Raw genomic sequence first — 16161 nt, forward strand, 5'->3', positions numbered from 1 at the left:
GTCGTCTCTTTCCTCCCCGGCTTCAGCCGGTGTTTCTCAGCCTGTGTTTCTCAGGCCCGCGGCCACGCCGTTGATGGTCAGGTGGATGCCCTCCTTGACCGCCTCGTCCGCATCGCCGCGCCGGCGGCGGCGGATCAGCTCGATCTGCAGGTGATTGAGCGGGTCAATATAGGGCAGGCGCGAGCGGATGGCGGCGGCCAGGTCCGGATGCTTGTCCAGCAGCGCCGACTGGCCGGTGATCTTCAGCAGGGCCTCGGTGGTGCGCTCCCACTCCGCCTTGATCTGGCCGAAGATGTCGTCAGCCAGCGCCCGGTCCTCGACCAGGCCCGCGTAGCGCTCGGCGATCGCCATGTCGGACTTCGCCAACACCATCTCCATGTTGGCCAGCGCCGAGGAAAAGAACGGCCAGGTCTCGTGCAGATCGGCCAGTTCCGCGAGGTCGACGCCCGCGCCGCTCACCGCCGATCCGAACCCGAACCAGCCGGGCAGCATGGTGCGGCTCTGCGACCAGGAGAACACCCAGGGGATGGCGCGCAGGCCCCCGATGCTGCGGCTCGCCTGCCGCGAGGTGGGCCGGCTGCCGATGTTCAGGTCGGCGATCTCGGTGATCGGGGTCGCGGCATAGAAGTAGTCGACGAACCCTGGCGTGTCGTGGACCAGCGCCCGGTAGGCGGCCATCGAGCCCTGCGACAGCGCTTCCATCACCTTGGCGTGCGGCGCGGTGACGTCGGTGTCCGCGCCGCTGCGGAACGAGGCCAGGACCATGCCGGCGGTCAGCGTCTCCAGGCTCTGCCGCGCCAGCTCGGGATCGGCGTATTTGTTGGCCACCACCTCGCCCTGCTCGGTGATGCGGATGCGCCCGTTCACCGTACCGCCGGGCTGGGCCAGGATCGCCTCGTAGCTGGAGCCGCCGCCGCGCCCGACCGCGCCGCCCCGCCCGTGGAACAGCTGCAGCCGCAGCCCCTCGTCCCGCGCGACGCCGCCCAGGGCGCGGGAGGTCTGATAGAGCTCCCAGGTCGAGGTCAGGTAGCTGCCGTCCTTGTTGCTGTCCGAATAGCCGATCATCACCTCCTGCAGGCCGATCGGCTCGACCAGCTGGCGGATCAGCGGCAGCGCCAGATAGGCCTTCAACGTCTGCGGCGCCGCGCGCAGGTCGCCGATGGTCTCGAACAGCGGCTCGGCGAAGACCTGCGTACTGGGCGGATGGTCGGCGTCGCCCGGCGCATAGAGGCCCACCTCCTTCAGCAGCAGATAGACCTCCAGCAGATCGGAGACCGTCTGGGTGTTGGACACGATGTAAGCGCGGATGGCGTCCTTGCCGTAGAGCCGCTTGATGTCGGCGGCGGCGGTCAGCACCTCGTATTCGCGCCGCGTCTCCTCGCTGTAGGCGGCGAAGGGCGACCAGAGCAGCCGGCCGTGGCCGAGCTCGGCGACCAAGAGCTTGCGCCGCGCGTCCTCGTCCAGCGCCTCGTAGTCGTCGCAGACGCCGGCGACCTTGAGGAGTTCGGCGCAGGTGCGCGCGTGCACCGAGGAGTTCTGGCGAAGGTCGATGCGGGCCAGGTGGAAGCCGAAGGTGTCCACCGCGCGGATCAGGTCCGGCAGCGGTCCGCGCGCGAAGGCCTCGCCGTGATGGGTCAGCAGGCTCGCCAGCACCGTTTCCAGGTCGGCCTTCAGGTCGTCGGGGCTGTCGTAGGGCGCCGCGACGGCCGCCGGCGGGCGCGAGGGCGGCTCGCCGGTCAGGCGCTGATAGGACGCCGCCAGCCGCGCGTAGATGCCGGTCAGCGCCTGGCGGTAGGGCTCGTCGGCGCGCTGCGGCGAGGCGTCGTGGGCGGCGTCGGCCAGGGCCTGCAGCTGCGGCGTCACCTTGGCCAGCCGCGCCGACAGCGACAGCTCCGCGCCCAGCGCGTGGACGTCCTCCAGATAGGTCCGGACCGCCGCCTGTGACTGGCGCTGCATGGCCTGATGCAGCACCTGGGCGGTCACGAAGGGATTGCCGTCCCGGTCGCCGCCGACCCAGGAGCCGACCCGCAGGAAGCTGGTTAGGTTCTCAGGGTTCCCAAGCACCTCGACCCAGTGGGCGTAGAGTTTGGGGAGCGCCGGCAGGAAGCTGCGCTCGAAATAGGAGACCGCATTCTCGATCTCGTCGCCGACGCCCAGTTTCACCGACCGCAGCAGCCGCGTGCGCCAGAAGATCGAGACCTGCCGCACCAGCTCGCGCTCGATGGCGGCGCGTTCGCCGTCGCTGCGCGCGCGGCCGTAAGCGTCCAGGTCGTCGGCGATGGCGCCGGTGCGGTCGAGGACGCTCTTGCGCCGCACCTCGCTGGGATGCGCGGTGATCACCGGCGCGATCAGCGCGCGGCGCAGCATCGCGACCACCTCGTCCCGCGCCACGCCCTCGACCGAAAGCGTGCGGAGCGCGCCGGCCAGGGTGTCGGCCCGGCTGTCGCCGCCCCGGCCGCGGTCGCGCTGGATCTGGTCCTCGGCGATGTTGGTGATCTGCAGGAAGCAGGCGAAGGAGTGGGCGAAGCGCACCGTGTCCGGCAGGCTCAAGGTCCCCAGCCGGTCGGCCATCGCCTTGGCCGCCTTGGCCGTGCCTTCGCGGTGGAAGGCGACCGACGCCTGCCGCGTTTCCTCGATCTGGTTGAACACCGCCTCGCCGTCCTCGGCGCGGATCACGTCGCCCAGCACCCGGCCGAGGAACCGGACGGTGGAGCGAAGCTGATCGGGCAGCGAGGCGGTCATGTCGGCCTACGAAAAGCCACAGCGAGGCGCGCGCGTCATCTGGTTTCCTGACGCCGATGCGCCATAGTCGCGCCTTCCGCCAAGGGAAGCCCATGTCCCCCGACGAAGCGCTCGCCCGCATCCGCCGCTACGACGGCCGCCTGAACGCCTTCGTTCGGCTGTTCGAGCCCGCGTTGGGGCATGGTGACGGGCCGGTCTTCGCGATCAAGGACCTGTTCGACGTCGTGGGCGTCCCGACGGGCGGCGGCGCGCAGGTTCCGCTGTCCGCGGAGCCCAAGGCCAATGCCGAGGTCGTCCAGCGCCTGCTCGACGCTGGCTGGCGGGCGGTCGGCAAAACCCAGACCGTGGAGCTGGCCTACGGCGGTTGGGGCACCAACCGGGCGGTCGGCGCGCCGTGGAATCCTTGGGACAGCAAGGTCCACCGCGCGCCGGGCGGATCGTCCTCCGGCTCGGCCGCCGCCGTCGCCGCCGGCTTCGTCGACGCGGCGCTGGGCAGCGACACCGGCGGCTCGGTGCGCATCCCGGCCGCCACCTGCGGCGTCGTCGGCCTGAAAGCCGGGCGCGGCCTGGTCAGCCTGAAGGGCGTCCATCCGCTGGCGCCCTCGCTCGATACGGTGGGCGCGCTCGCCAAGGACGTGGCGACCGCGGCGCGGATGCTGGCGATCATCTCGGGGCCGGACGGCGACCTGGCCGTGCGCGGCCCCTTCGACGCCGAGGCTGCCCTGACCATGGAGGTCGAGGGCCGCCGCCTGGCCGCCATTCCGCTGGAGCACCTTGGCGAGGTCGATCCCGACATCGGCCGCCTCTATCTGGCCGCGCTGGACCGCCTGCGCCGCACAGGCGTCACCGTCCAGATGGTGCGGCCGCCGAAGGTGGTCGACGACAGCTTCGCCACCAACGGCCTGTTGATGGCCTCGGAGGGCTGGCGCATCTGGCGCGAGCGGATCGAGACCCACGGCAAGGTCATGGACCCGTGGATCGTGCGCCGCTTCGAGGTTGGCCGCGACGTCCCCGACGAACGCCTGGCGGAGGCCCACGCCCAGCGCGCCGAGGATCAGGCCCAGTTCCACGCCTGGCTGGCGGGCTACGACGGCCTGGTCACGCCCACCTGCCCGATTCCGGGGCCGCCGATGAGCGAGGTCGACGAGACCGTCTCGCCGCTCAGCCGGCTCACCCGCGCCGCCAACTACCTCGATCTGCCCGGGATCAGCGTGCCCTGCGGCCTGACCGGAGAGGGTATGCCAGCCGGCCTGCAGATCGTCGGCCGCCCGCGCGACGAGACGACTGTCGTCGCCCTGGGCGAGGCGTTCGAAAAGGTCAGCGGCTGGAACGGTCGCGCGCCCGATATCAGCGGCTTCGAGAGCTAGCGGTCAGACACCCCTCGCAGGCGAGCAAGCTTGACAGGGACGCCGGCGTAACGCGAACTCTCAGCTGAGGGACGTCTTTGGGGAACCACCCATGAAGACGTTTGACACCCCGGCCATCGTTCTCGCTGGCCTTTTCCTGACCGTTTCGGCGACCTCCGCGTCCGCGGCGACGATCGACTATGTGCTCTCCGGCTTCGCCACCGGCGACTACACCGTGCTCGGCGATCCCACTGCGGTCGCCCAGGATTTCGACGACATTCACTTCCGGTTCGTCTTCGCCGGCGACCTGCCGGGCGCAGACGTCGGCGGCGACGATATCGTCCCGATCGACAGCGGCCGCCTGCGCGTGGATGGTGTGACCGGCCATCTCGTCCTGCCGGCCACCGAGATCTTCGGCGTCGACCCGCTCGACGGGGAGGCCGCCTTCGGCCGCGTCGGCATGTCGGGCTTTGTGCCGACCGTGCGTTTCGGCGGCCCCGGCCTCGACGGCTACGACGGGTCGACCAGCGTGGCCCGGACCCCCGTGCGTGCGGACTTCATGAAACCCTTCCGGGTGCGGGTCGACGGCGAGACCGTCCAGGTGACCATCGACGACTTCACCCACGCCCACTTCGCCGCCTTCGCGGTTCCGGAGCCCACGAGCTGGGCGCTGATGACCGTGGGCTTCCTGGGCGCCGGCGCGACACTGCGCCGACGGCGGGCGCTCGCCGCCTGACCCGGCGGTCGGGCGAGCTATTGCCGCGACCGGCGTCTCATCGCAGACTTACCCGACGAAACCCTGGGGAATTGCGATGAAGCTCTTGGTCTCGGCCGTCGCGGCGGCCGCCCTGCTGTCCGCCGCGACGTTCGCCCAGGCGCAGACCGCGCCGCCGCCGGCCGATCCGGTGAAGCTGTCCCTGGCGCACGAACTGATCGAGGCCAACGGCGGCGCCAAACAGGCCGAGACGAGCGTCAACGCCATGTTCGCCGGCGTCAGCAAGCTGTTCGACGGCATGCCCGCGGAACAGTCCAAGGTCGCCAAGCTTGCCCAGCAGGATCTGCAGGACGAGTTCGTGAAGCTGATCCCCGCGATCCTCGACGTCAGCGCCAACGCCTACGCCCAGACGCTGACGGAGAAAGAGCTGCGCGACATGCTCGCCTGGACCAACAGCGAGAGCGGCCGGTCGATCCGGGCGAAGACGGTGCAGCTCAATCAGCAGGTCATCGCCGGCGAACTGCCGCTGATCAAACAGGCCATGCCGAAGATTATGCGCAAGACCATCGACCGCGCCTGCGACGAGGCCAAATGCACCGCCGCCCAGCGCCAGCAGATGGCGGCCCTGGTCGACAAGGCGCTGGCGCCGCAGTAGGCGCTACCTGGCCTTCCGCTTCGGCCGCGGCTTCTGCGCCGCCACGATCTGCGCGGCTTCGGCCAGCAGGCTCGCCAGTTCGTCCGCCTCCACGGCATCCAGCCGCACCAGCACCGCCGGATAGCCGCGGTAGTGCGGGTCGTCGAAGAAGCGGTCGGGCGCGACCTCGATCAGGAATTCCTTGCGCGCCATCGGGCAGCGCACCGCCAGGATATCGAGCCGTGGCACGCGCGGCTTCTTGGGGTCCACACGCTCGTTGAAGCTCCAGGCGAAGCCCTTGTCCGATCCCGGCGCGGTGAACGCCAGACGCCGATCGTCGGAGGTGTCGACCGCGCCCTCGATCGCGGCGACCAGGCGGCGGACCTCGGCGGGCGTGACCATGGCGCGGTCTACTCCGCCCGGAGCGCCGGCGCGGGGTGCTTCGACAACGCCTGGAACGCCGCCAGCAGGCCGCCCACCGCCGCGACCAGCGCCGCCGCGCCCAGCAGGGCCGCGACGCCCGCCCAGTCCATGCTCCACTTGGCGTGGAAGACCCTGACCACCACCGGCCAGGCCGCCGCATAGCCCAGCGCCACGCCCGCCGCGCCGGCGATCACGCCGACGGCGCCATATTCCAGCACATAGGCGCCCAGGATCTGCGCCCGCGAGGCGCCCAGCACCTTGAGGATCGCCGCCTCGCGGGTGCGGGCCCGGGCCCGGGCGGCGATGGCGCCGGCCAGCACGAAGAGGCCCGCCAGAGCCGCCACCGCGGCCGCGCCGCGCACGGCCAGCGCCAGCTTGTCGAAGAGGTCGGTCGCCGCCTCCAGCTGCTCGCGCACCGAGATCACGTTCACCGTCGGAAAGCTCTTGCCCAGTTCGCGGATCACGACCGCCTCCTGCGCCTTCGACGCCTTGGCGATGGCCACCTGGCGCAGGTTCGCGCCGGCCATGGCCGCCGCGTCGATGACGATCGGGAAGCTCACCCCGAAACCGCCGAACTCGACCTTGCGCAGCGCCGCGACGTGGGCGTCGATATCGGTCCCCAGAACCGACAGCGTGACCTCGTCGCCGACCTTGATCCGCGCGCCCTTGGCGACGTCCACATCCATGACCAGCAGCGGCGGACCCGCGTAGTTGGCCGCCCACCAGCGGCCGTCGGTCACCGTCCTGTCCTCCGGCGGCGCCTCGATCGGCGACATGGAAACGTCGTTGTCATAGGCCCAGCGGTCCATCTTCGGGATCTTCGAGACGTCCACGGGAACGCCGCGGACCTTGGTGATCCGCCCGCTGACGAAGGGCTCGCGCAGGTAGATCTTCGGGGTCAGCGGCGTCCCGAAGGCGTGGGCGACCGCGGCGTCGAAGCCCCTGGTGTTGTCGCCCGGCACGTCGGTGAAGACCAGCGCGGGCGCGGTGCGCGGCGCGACCTCCGACACCTGGTTCAACAGCGCCGACTGGATCAGCACCACGCAGGCCAGGAGCGCTACGCCCAAGCCGATGGCCGGCGAGGCCGTGCGCGCCGCCGAATGTGGCCCCGCGAGGTTCGCCAGGCCGATCCGCAAGGGCCCCCGCGCGCCGGCGCGGGCCTTGCCGGCGGCGATAGCCGCGCCCCAGCCTAGCGCCCAGAGCAGGCCGAAGGACACCGCCACGCCGGCGATCATGATCGAGGCGGCGAGCGGCGTCGGCGCGGTCACCACCGCCATGCCGGCCAGCCCCACGGCCGCCAGGACGGCGCCGACGATCTCCGGTCCGATCTTCAGGGTCCCGGAAAGGTCGCTGCGGAAAAGGCTGGCGGGCGGCGTGGATCGCGCGCGGCCGAGCGGCGCCAGCGAAAAGGCGGCGGCGGAGAGCAGGCCAAAGCCCGCGGCCTTGAGCAGCGGCCAGGGATAGACCGCGAACAGCGCCGGCACCGGCAGCTTGTTCTTGGCGAACTCCCCGATGATGAGCGGCGCCGCGGCCCCGATCGCCAGGCCGATGACCACGCCGAGCGCCGCCAGGAAGCCGATCTGGATCAGGTAGATGTCCCGCACCAGCTGACCCTCAGCGCCCAGCGCCTTCAGGGTCGCGATCACCGGCTTACGGTTTTCCAGGTACGCGCTGACCGCCCCGAACACGCCGAGACCCCCGGCCACCAGCGAGGCCAGGCCGATGAAGCCCAGGAAGTATTCCAGCTGGTCGATCAGCCGGTGGATGCCGGGCGCCGCGTCCTCGCGGTCGCGCATGCGCACGGTGGGGCCGAGCGCCTTCTGCAGGCTGGTCTTGCTGGCCTCGAGCGGCGCGCCGGGCGGCAGCGCCACCCGCGCGGTCTCGCCGAACGGCAGACCGGGCGCCATGAAGCCGCCCTGCTGCATCGCCGCCAGGTTGGTGATCACGCGGGGGCCGAGCGCGAAGCCCCGCGCCAGGCGGTCGGGCTCCTGCATCAGGACGCCGCGCACATCGAGCGGCAGATTGCCAGCCAGGAACCGGTCGCCGACCTTCATGTGCAGCCGGTCCAGCAGCGACTGTTCGACGAGCGCGCCGGCGACGCCGTTCACCGGCCTGATCGCCGCCTGCAGTGAGGGCGCGCCGGTCAGGGTCACCGTCCCGGCCAGCGGATAGGCCTGGTTGACCCCGCGCAGCTCGATCAGCCGGCGCTCGCCCGACGGCGCCTGGGCCATGGCGATGGAGGAGACGGCGTAGGAAACCCGGCCGGCCTTCTCCAACGCCGCCTGGTCGGCGGGCGTGAAGCCCCGGCTGCGGACGGTCAGCGCCAGGTCGCCGCCGAGGATCTCGCTGGCCTGGCTGGCGAGCCCGCGCCGGAACGCCTCCGCCGTCGAGCCGGCCGCGGCGATGGCCGCCACGCCCAGCGCCAGGCAGGCCAGGAAGATGCGAAAGCCGCGCACGCCGCCGCGCAGCTCGCGGCTCGCGAACCGGAAGGAGAGCGGCGTCATGCCGCCGAAAGGCTTTCCGAGGCGACCCGTCCGTCGCGCAACCGCACGGCCCGGTCGGCGCGCGCCGCCAGGTGCTCGTCGTGGGTCACCAGCACCAGGGCCGCGCCGGTCTCGGCGACCAGGTCGAACATCAGGTCGGCGACATGCGCCGCATTGGCGGCGTCGAGGTTGCCGGTCGGCTCGTCGGCGAACAGCAGGGCCGGCCTGGACGCCAGCGCCCGCGCCAGGGCCACCCGCTGCTGCTCGCCGCCGGAAAGCTGGTGCGGATAGTGCCGGCCGCGCGCCGAGAGGCCCACGCGGTCCAGCCAGGCCTTGGCCGTCTCCGTCGCCCCGGCGACGCGGGCGATCTCCAGCGGCGCTGCGACGTTCTCCTCGGCGGTCATGTTGGGCAGCAGGTGGAAGCTCTGGAACACCAGCGAGACCCGCCCGCGCCGAAGCCTGGCGCGCCCGTCCTCATCGACGCCCGCCAGATCCTGGCCGAACAGCAGCACGCGCCCGCCGGTCGGCCGCTCCAGTCCGGCGGCCACGGCGATCAGCGACGACTTGCCCGACCCCGACGGCCCGACCAACGCCACACGTTCGCCGCTTCGAACGGTGACATCGAGACCGCGGAGGATTTCCACCGGCCCTGCCGCCGACGGCAGGGTCAGCGAGACCTTCTCGAGAACGAGCGGAACGGCGCCTTCGGGCTGTGGGGAAGCGACTTCGGTCAATGCGGACCCTTCAGGCGTTTAAGTGGCGAACACGATATCCTAGATAGGGCAGGCGCATGGCCGATACACGACCCCTCTTCATTTCGCGGCGGACGCTGATCGCGACGGGGCTGACCGCGGCGGCATTGCCCGCCCTGCCCGCCTTGGCGGCGCACGGCCCGGTGGTGACCATCCTCGGCGACTCGATCACCGCGGGCTACGGCCTGCCGCAGGCCGCCTCGCTGCCGATCCAGCTGCAGGCGGCGCTGGAGAAGATCGGCGTTCCCTGCCTGGTGCGCGGCGCCGGGGTCTCCGGCGACACGACCGCCAACGGCGCCGGGCGCATGGACTTCTCGATCCGAGCCGACACGCAGGTTGTGGTGGTTGAGCTCGGCGGCAACGACATCCTGCAGGGCGTCGACCCGAAGATGACCCGCGCCAACCTCGATCACATCCTGACGCGGCTGAAGGAGCGCCACATGAACGTGGTGCTCTGCGGCATGCGCGCGCCGCGCGAGATCGGGGCCGGCTACGCCAAGGACTTCGACGCCATCTATCCCGAGCTCGCTAAACAGCATGGCGTCACCCTCTATCCGGACTTGCTGACCGGCGTCGGGCGGGACCCGGCGCTGCACCAGGCCGACGCCATCCATCCCAACGCCCAGGGCGTGCTGATCATCGCCGCCAAACTCGCGCCGGTGGTGGCCAAGGAACTGGCCAAGCGGCCCTAGGGCGCGTCGAGAATCGGCGTCGGCCGGCGCCCGAACCGCCAGGTCAGCGCCGGCAGCAGCACCAAGCTGGCGATGGTCGAGGTGATCAGGCCGCCCAGGATGACGATCGCCATCGGCCCCTGGATCTCGCGTCCCGGCTGGCCGGTGGAAAGCGCCAGGGGCAGGACGCCCAGACCCGTCACCAGCGCGGTCATCAGGATCGGCGTCACCCGCTCGCGCGTGCCCAGCAGGATCGTCTCGACCGACCACGGCTTGCCGTCCTCGTCGGTCAGCTGGTCGATGTGGGCGATCAGCAGGATGGCGTTGCGCGCCGCCACGCCGAACAGGGTCACGAAGCCCACCAGCGACCCCAGCGACAGGCTGGCCCCGGTCAGGGCGACGGCGATCACCCCGCCGACCAGGGCGAACGGCGTCGAGCCCAGGATGAGCGTCGCGGTCCGCCCGCTGCGGAAGGCGATCAGCAGCAGCGCGATCACCCCGCCGACCGCGATGACCGTGTTGAACAGCAGCTCCTTGCGCGCTTCCTGCGCCCCCTGCGCCGCGCCGGAATATTGCAGGAAAACGCCCGGCGGCAGCTTAACCTTGGCGGCGACGGCCGCCTCGACGGCCTTGGTCACCGTGGCCACGTCGCGGGACGCGGGGTTGGCGGTCACCGCCTGGCGCGGCCGCCCGCCGTCATGGCGCACCAGGGTGCGGGTTTCGGTCAGATAGACCTTGGCGATGGACTTCAGCGGCACCGTGGTTCCGGCCGAAGACCGCACCAAGAGGTCGCCCACCGCCTCCGGGTCGCGCCGCAGCTCCGGCGGCGTGGTGACCGCGATATTGATGGTGCGGGTCTCCTGGAAGATCTTGGCGGCGTCCGCGCCCTGGTAGGCGGCGCCGATGGCGGCCAGCGCATCGGCCGGCGCCACGCCGAACCGCGCCATGGCCGGGAAGTCGAGGTCGACGCGCACCATCGGCGTCTTGGGCGGTGTCTGGACCGTCACATCCACCGCGCCCTTGACCGTCTTCATGACGTCGGAAATCTGGTCGGCGACCGTGTCGAGGGTGTCGAGGTCGGCGCCGTAGACGCCGACCACCAGGGCCGCGCTCTCGCCCGAAAGAGACTCGCCGATCCGGTCGCCCAGGAAGGTGACCACCTCGGTTTTAAGGCCCGGATAGCTGTCCAGCACCTTGTGGATGGCGTCCTGGATCTCGTCCTGGCGGTGGCCCGAGAGGTGCGGCTTCAGCTCGACGTGGAACTCGGTGCGCTCGGGTCCGAACGGGTCCTCCCCGCCCGGCGCGCGGCCGATCTGCTGCTCGATGCTCTGGACGCCGTCGATCGCCAGGACGTCGCGGCTGATCTTCATCCCATAGTCGCGCATCACCCCCAGAGAGGTGCCGGGCGGACCGGAGACGCTGAGCACGAAATGGCTCTCGCGAAAGTCCGGCAGCAGCTCCGAATTGAAGACCATGAAGCCGGCGACGGTGACCGCGAGCGCAACCGCCGCCCCGATCAGCGACCAGCCGGGCGCGGCGATGGCGCGTTTCAGGATGCGCTCGTGGCCATGCTTGGTGTGGCGCAGCCAGCCGGGCTCGATCTTCAGGTCGGCGCGATGCAGCATCAGCAGCGCGAGCGGCGGGGTGATCACCACCGCCACCGCCAGCGACGCGAGCGTCGCGATAATGAACGAGGCGGCCAGCGGCGAGAAGAACGCGCCCTGCAGGCCGTGCAGCAACAGCACCGGCAGCAGCACGGCCGCCAGCATCAGGGTCGCGTAGATCACCGGCGCGCGCACCTCCACCGAGGCCGCCAGGATCACGTCGCGGATCTTTGCGCCGGACGCGGCGGTCCGCACGCGGCGCACGATGTTCTCGGTGCCGATCACCGCGTCGTCGACCACCACGCCGAGCGCCACGGCGAGGCCGCCGAGCGTCATGGTGTTCAGCGTCGAACCCATCCTGTCGAGCACGATCACCGCGGTCAGCAGGGCCAGCGGGATCGAGACGAAGGCGATCAGCACGGTGCGCAGGTCGCGCATGAACAGGAAGAGGACGAGCGCGATCAGCACCGCCCCTATCCCCAGGTCCCAGCCGATGCCGCTGAGCGCGGTGGTGATGAAATTGGCCGGCCGGTGCAGGCCCTCGTTGACCGTCACGCCCTGCGCCTTCAGCGCCGGCGCCATGTCGGCCATGGCCTTTTCCACCGCGCGGGTGGCCTCCAGCGTATTGGCCCCATACTGGCTGGAGACGGCCATCATCACGCCGGGCTTGCCCATGATCAGCGCATCGCCGTCCAGCGGGGCTGGGCCGTCGACCACCTCGGCCACGTCCCCGATCCTGGCCGGCGCGGCGCCCGCGACCGACGGCAGCGGCGCGGAGGCGACGTCGGTCGCGTTCTGCGCCTGGCCGTGGGACTCGATCAGGATCCGCTGCTGGGGCGTATCGATATAGCCTGCGCCGGAGACGCCGGTCGCCGACTGCACGGCCGCCAGCACATCGCTCAGACCCAGGCCGCGGGCCGCCAGCGCGTCGGGCCGCACGCGGACCTCGATGCGCCGGAACTGGCCGCCAAACACCGTGGCGCGCGCCACGCCGTCCGACTGCAGGATGTTGGGCCGCACGGTCCAGTCGACCAGATCGCGCAGCTGCATGGGCGTGAGCCGGTCGCTGGTGAAGCCGATCTTCATCAGGTCCATGGTCGACGAGGTGAGCGGCGAGACGTGCGGCGGGGTCACGCCCTGCGGCAGGGGATCGAGTTCGCCCAGCGCCTCGGACACCACCTGGCGGTCGTGAAAGGGGTCGGACCCCTCCGCGAAGTTGACGGTGATGACCGACAGGCCCGCCGAAGACTCCGAGCGGATCGAGGCCACGCCGGCCGAACCGTTGATCGCCTGCTCGACGGGCCGGGTGACCAGCTGCTCCACCTGCTCGGCGGTTAGGCCCGGCGCGTTGGTCTGCACCTCCACCTGGGCGGGCACGAAGTCGGGGAACACGTCCAGCTTGGCGCGCTCGAGCACGATGCCGCCGTAGATCAGCAGCAGCAGGGCGGCGGCCGCCATCAGGCGCGGCCGGTCGAGCGTCCATCCGACGATGCGCGAGAGCATGCTCAGTCGACGTCCTTGCCGGCGGGCTTGGTCTGGGCGGCGAACAGCTGGGCGGCGCCTGTCGTCACCACCACCTCACCGGCCCGGAAGCCGGAGGTGACGAAGAGCCCCTCCGGGTCGCTTAAGCCCGCCGGAACCGCCCGCTGCTCGAAGTCGGTGGCGTCCTTGCGCACATAGACCACCGTGCGCCCGCCGGTGCGCAGCAGCGCCGCGCGCGGGATCATCACGCCCTCCCCGCCGCCGCCCGCCGCGATCGTCGCCGGCGCCACCGTGCCGGCCCCAAGCTGCGACGCCTGGGCGCCGGCCACCAGCGCCAGGACGCCGGTGGACTGCAGGCGCGGGTCGCCGGTGCGCGTCGGCCCCAGGATCGCCGCGCGCGCGCGCCCGCCGCCGCTGAGTTCGATCTCCGCCGAGCCGCGCATCTGCGACAGGCCAAGCGCGGAATCGATCCGCACCAGCGAGGCGCGGCCGGCGGCGATATCCGACACCAGCTTGCCGCGCCGGGCGTCCGAGAGCGCCGCCAGCGCCGGGCTCCATTCCAGACCCACCCGCTTGCGCAGCAGGGCCAGCTTGGCGGCGTCCTGCCGGGCCTGCGAGGCGGCGGCCTCGGCGGCCTGTTTCGACACCGTCTGGTCGGCGGCGTTGAGGTCGCGGGTCCGCGCGGCCTCGGCGCGCGAAGCTTCGTAGGTCGCCACCGCCGCAGCGATATCGGAGTCCAGCTGCGCCAAGGGACCGGGATCCAGCACGCGGGCGAAACCGCTCACTGACGCGCTGCGCCGCACGGCCTGCAGGGCCTGGGTCGTCACGCCCAGCCGCGCCTGGGTGGCGGCGTCCATCTTGAGCCCCGACGACGCCGACTCGGCGGCCAGCGCCGGCCCGGCGATCAGCAGCAGCGACAGGATCGCGCCTCCAACAGCAGCCTTCATCGCGCCCCTCCTACGTCCGTCATCGCCGCCTTGATCGTCGCCGTCTCCGCCGGGTCGAAGGACCGCCGCAGCGCGTCCTCCAGGTCGGCGCTCGCGGCGGCCGCCGCGTGGCGCGCGTCGTTGAGCGCCAGGCCCGCGTCCACCGCCGCCGCCTGCGCCGCCAGCGCGTCGACCTTGTCGGCCTCGCCGGCCTTCATCGCCCGCGTCGCCGCCGCGGCGGTCTGGCCGGCCAGCAGCACGTCATGCTCGCGGTTGCGCTTCAGGTCGTCCCAGGCCGTGGCGAAGGCCGCCGAGGCGGTGTCCACCGCCGCCAGCGCATTGGCCTGGGCCAGCTCCAGCGAGCGGCCCGCCGCGGCCCGCGCCGCCTCCGCCTGGCGGATGGCGTTGCGGTTCAGGTCCCAGGGCGGCAGGGCCAGGCCCAGGTCGAACGGGTATTTCTGCACGCCGTGATCGTAGAAATAGGTCGGGCCGATGCTGACCGCCGGATACTGGGTCGCCACCTGCAGCTTGAGCGCCTGCTCGGCGATGTCGTAGTCGGCGATGGCGTGCAGCACGTCGCGCCGCGAGATCGCCGCGTCCCGCCGCCAGGTCGCCAGGTCGGCAGTTGGCGGCGGCGTCTCGCCGATCGGCGCCAAGGGCAGAGTGCGCGCCACGGCCGGGCTGACGCCCAACGCCTTGGCGAGGTCGGCGGCGGCGGCGTCCGCGCGGCCCCGCGCGGCGGCCAAGCGGCGGGTGGCGGCGACCAGATCGGCCTGGGCGGTGATCGAGATCGCGCGCGCATCCTGGCCGGCGGCGACGCGCGCCTCCAGGCGCTGGGCGCGCTCGGTGCGCAGCGCGACCGCGGCCTGCGCCAGCACGATCTCCTCGCGCGCCGCGTCCGCATCGGCGCGCGCCCGCTCCAGGTCGGTCCGCACGCTCCAGACCGCCTCGCCGTAGTCGTAGAACGCCTGCAACGCCTGCAGCTGAGCGGTCGTGATCCGCGTGCCGCGCCGCGCGCCGTAGTCGAGGGGGATGTTGCTGGCGGCCGTGTAGCCCCATCGCGGTTGCTCGGTGGCGTATTCGGCGGTGAGCGTCAGGCTGGGGCCCGGCGCGGCCTTGGCGGCCTTCACGCCGGCCAGCGCCGTCAGGTACTTGGCCCGCGCCTCGGCGATCTGCGGATTGCGCGTCACCGCCGCGGCCAGGAGGTCCGCGCCGCTCCAGACCGCGCCCGCCGGCTTGGCCTCCAGCGTCCGCGCATCCAGCGCCGTGACGAACTCGGCGGGATGCGGCGGGGCCGGAACATAGGCGACGCAGCCGGCGAGCCCCAGCGCAAGGAACGCGGCGCTGAGAGCCCCTCGCCTCACTTGCCCACGACTAGGATTTCGAAGCTGCCGGGCGTCATCGGCGGCCGGCGGCCCGGCGTCGTCGCCGCGCCGTACTTGGCGGCCGGCAGATAGACCCGGCCCGTCCGCTGATCGATGGCGATGGTCCGCGCGCTGGCCTGGGTCGGCACGGTGTCGACGATGGCGCCCTTGCCCTTCACGAAGGCGACGACCGCCAGGGTCCCGTCACGGCCGGAAGGCACGAAGGCCAGCTTCTGCTTCTGGTCGAAGGCGATGCCGTCGGCGCCCTTGCCGGTGGCGAGCGTCTGGACGACGGCTCCGGTCTTCGGATCGACCACCACGCTGGACCCGTCGCAGGCGGCGATCAGCAGCTTGTCGGCGATGTCATAGGCCAGGCCCGTCGGCCCGTCGCAGCCGGCCAGCGGATAGTGCGCCAGCACCTTGCGGGCGGCGATGTCGATGGCGACGATTTCGTTCTTGTTCTCGACATTGACGAAGGCCTTGCCGGTCCCGTCGGCAGCGGCCGCTTCCAGGGCCCCGCCGACCTCGATGGTTCCGGCGACCTTGTGGGTCTTGGGGTCGATCAGGGTGATCTGACCGCCGGCGTGGTCCATCACCAGCGCCAGGCCGGTCTTCGGGTCGAAGGCCGCTGCGTCCGGGCCCTTGCCGGTCTCGACCGTGGCGACCACCGCGCCGGTCTTGGCGTTGACGAAGACCGCGGTGTTGGTCCCGCCGTTGGTCACCAGCACCTCGGCGCCGCCGTTCACCGGCATGGCGTCGTGCAGACCGGTCCCGGGCGCTGTGGAGCCCACCGCCTTGGTCGCCAGGTCGATCGTCATGACCGAGGTCCCGTGGGCGGTCAGCACGCGGTTGTTGGCCTCGTCGACCCGGATGTAGTCCCAGCCGCCGTCCGGACCGGAGATGCGGTCGACGAGGTGATAGCCGGAACTCGCCGCCTGGGCGGAGCCGGCGACGCAGAGCCCAAAGCAGAGCGCGGCGAAACGAGAAGCGGTCATGGCGTGTCTCCTTTCCGCGTCACT

At 71.7% G+C, this 16161-nt stretch carries 12 protein-coding genes; 4 read left to right on the plus strand and 8 right to left on the minus strand.

Annotated elements, in window-relative coordinates; genetic code table 11:
• Nucleotides 1-36 precede the first annotated feature (36 nt).
• Nucleotides 37-2742: a phosphoenolpyruvate carboxylase gene (gene ppc, locus VKQ35_RS17145; RefSeq protein WP_324363798.1), complete on the minus strand. Its 2706-nt coding sequence runs from the start codon at nucleotides 2740-2742 to the stop codon at nucleotides 37-39.
• A 92-nt stretch (nucleotides 2743-2834) separates the two neighbouring features.
• On the opposite strand from ppc, the gene VKQ35_RS17150 reads away from it, so the two are divergent.
• The 3 genes from VKQ35_RS17150 (at nucleotide 2835) to VKQ35_RS17160 (ending at nucleotide 5458) form a co-directional block, all read left to right on the plus strand.
• Nucleotides 2835-4109 (plus strand): amidase, encoded by a 1275-nt coding sequence (locus tag VKQ35_RS17150; RefSeq protein ID WP_324363799.1) that lies wholly within the window; start codon nucleotides 2835-2837, stop codon nucleotides 4107-4109.
• Nucleotides 4110-4200: 91 nt separating this feature from the next.
• The gene (locus tag VKQ35_RS17155; RefSeq protein WP_324363801.1) at nucleotides 4201-4824 is read left to right on the plus strand and encodes a PEP-CTERM sorting domain-containing protein; all 624 of its coding nucleotides are present in this window, start codon (nucleotides 4201-4203) and stop codon (nucleotides 4822-4824) included.
• A 76-nt stretch (nucleotides 4825-4900) separates the two neighbouring features.
• Nucleotides 4901-5458, plus strand: coding sequence for a DUF2059 domain-containing protein (locus VKQ35_RS17160; RefSeq protein ID WP_324363803.1), 558 nt, complete (start codon nucleotides 4901-4903; stop codon nucleotides 5456-5458).
• Nucleotides 5459-5461: 3 nt separating this feature from the next.
• Here VKQ35_RS17160 and VKQ35_RS17165 read toward each other — a convergent pair whose 3' ends face one another.
• The 3 genes from VKQ35_RS17165 to VKQ35_RS17175 are packed head-to-tail and all read right to left on the minus strand — an operon-like array spanning nucleotide 5462 to nucleotide 9077.
• A complete protein-coding gene (locus VKQ35_RS17165) occupies nucleotides 5462-5839 on the minus strand; it encodes an MmcQ/YjbR family DNA-binding protein (protein WP_324363805.1) in 378 nt (125 codons plus the stop codon).
• 8 nt (nucleotides 5840-5847) lie between these two features.
• A complete protein-coding gene (locus tag VKQ35_RS17170; protein WP_324363807.1) occupies nucleotides 5848-8364 on the minus strand; it encodes an ABC transporter permease in 2517 nt (838 codons plus the stop codon).
• A complete protein-coding gene (locus VKQ35_RS17175) occupies nucleotides 8361-9077 on the minus strand; it encodes an ABC transporter ATP-binding protein (protein WP_324363809.1) in 717 nt (238 codons plus the stop codon). Before VKQ35_RS17175 ends, VKQ35_RS17170 begins: the two co-directional genes overlap by 4 nt.
• Nucleotides 9078-9133: 56 nt before the next feature.
• Here VKQ35_RS17175 and VKQ35_RS17180 point away from each other — a divergent pair, with 56 nt between their 5' ends.
• A complete protein-coding gene (locus tag VKQ35_RS17180) occupies nucleotides 9134-9787 on the plus strand; it encodes an arylesterase (RefSeq protein WP_324363811.1) in 654 nt (217 codons plus the stop codon).
• On the opposite strand, the gene VKQ35_RS17185 is transcribed toward VKQ35_RS17180, so the two are convergent.
• Genes VKQ35_RS17185 through VKQ35_RS17200 form a run of 4 tightly spaced genes read right to left on the minus strand, consistent with a single transcriptional unit; the run spans nucleotide 9784 to nucleotide 16137 of the window.
• Nucleotides 9784-12873 carry an efflux RND transporter permease subunit gene (locus tag VKQ35_RS17185; RefSeq protein WP_324363813.1) on the minus strand — a complete coding sequence of 1030 codons (3090 nt, stop codon included), beginning with the start codon at nucleotides 12871-12873 and terminating at the stop codon, nucleotides 9784-9786. The genes VKQ35_RS17180 and VKQ35_RS17185 overlap by 4 nt on opposite strands.
• Before the next feature lie 2 nt (nucleotides 12874-12875).
• A complete protein-coding gene (locus VKQ35_RS17190) occupies nucleotides 12876-13799 on the minus strand; it encodes a hypothetical protein (protein ID WP_324363815.1) in 924 nt (307 codons plus the stop codon).
• Nucleotides 13796-15142 (minus strand): TolC family protein, encoded by a 1347-nt coding sequence (locus VKQ35_RS17195; RefSeq protein ID WP_324363817.1) that lies wholly within the window; start codon nucleotides 15140-15142, stop codon nucleotides 13796-13798. Before VKQ35_RS17195 ends, VKQ35_RS17190 begins: the two co-directional genes overlap by 4 nt.
• Nucleotides 15139-16137 (minus strand): YncE family protein, encoded by a 999-nt coding sequence (locus VKQ35_RS17200; RefSeq protein WP_324363819.1) that lies wholly within the window; start codon nucleotides 16135-16137, stop codon nucleotides 15139-15141. Before VKQ35_RS17200 ends, VKQ35_RS17195 begins: the two co-directional genes overlap by 4 nt.
• Nucleotides 16138-16161 lie beyond the last annotated feature (24 nt).

This window comes from Phenylobacterium sp., assembly GCF_035309685.1.
GTDB lineage: Bacteria > Pseudomonadota > Alphaproteobacteria > Caulobacterales > Caulobacteraceae > Phenylobacterium.

Bases quoted from the DNA above. Each gene is read 5' to 3' on its own strand.
- VKQ35_RS17200 (WP_324363819.1), bottom strand. From the start codon at position 16,137: ATGACCGCTTCTCGTTTCGCCGCGCTCTGCTTTGGGCTCTGCGTCGCC.
- VKQ35_RS17190 (WP_324363815.1), bottom strand. From the start codon at position 13,799: ATGAAGGCTGCTGTTGGAGGCGCGATCCTGTCGCTGCTGCTGATCGCC.
- VKQ35_RS17180 (WP_324363811.1), top strand. From the start codon at position 9,134: ATGGCCGATACACGACCCCTCTTCATTTCGCGGCGGACGCTGATCGCG.
- VKQ35_RS17155 (WP_324363801.1), top strand. From the start codon at position 4,201: ATGAAGACGTTTGACACCCCGGCCATCGTTCTCGCTGGCCTTTTCCTG.
- ppc (WP_324363798.1), bottom strand. From the start codon at position 2,742: ATGACCGCCTCGCTGCCCGATCAGCTTCGCTCCACCGTCCGGTTCCTC.
- VKQ35_RS17150 (WP_324363799.1), top strand. From the start codon at position 2,835: ATGTCCCCCGACGAAGCGCTCGCCCGCATCCGCCGCTACGACGGCCGC.
- VKQ35_RS17160 (WP_324363803.1), top strand. From the start codon at position 4,901: ATGAAGCTCTTGGTCTCGGCCGTCGCGGCGGCCGCCCTGCTGTCCGCC.
- VKQ35_RS17185 (WP_324363813.1), bottom strand. From the start codon at position 12,873: ATGCTCTCGCGCATCGTCGGATGGACGCTCGACCGGCCGCGCCTGATG.
- VKQ35_RS17170 (WP_324363807.1), bottom strand. From the start codon at position 8,364: ATGACGCCGCTCTCCTTCCGGTTCGCGAGCCGCGAGCTGCGCGGCGGC.
- VKQ35_RS17165 (WP_324363805.1), bottom strand. From the start codon at position 5,839: ATGGTCACGCCCGCCGAGGTCCGCCGCCTGGTCGCCGCGATCGAGGGC.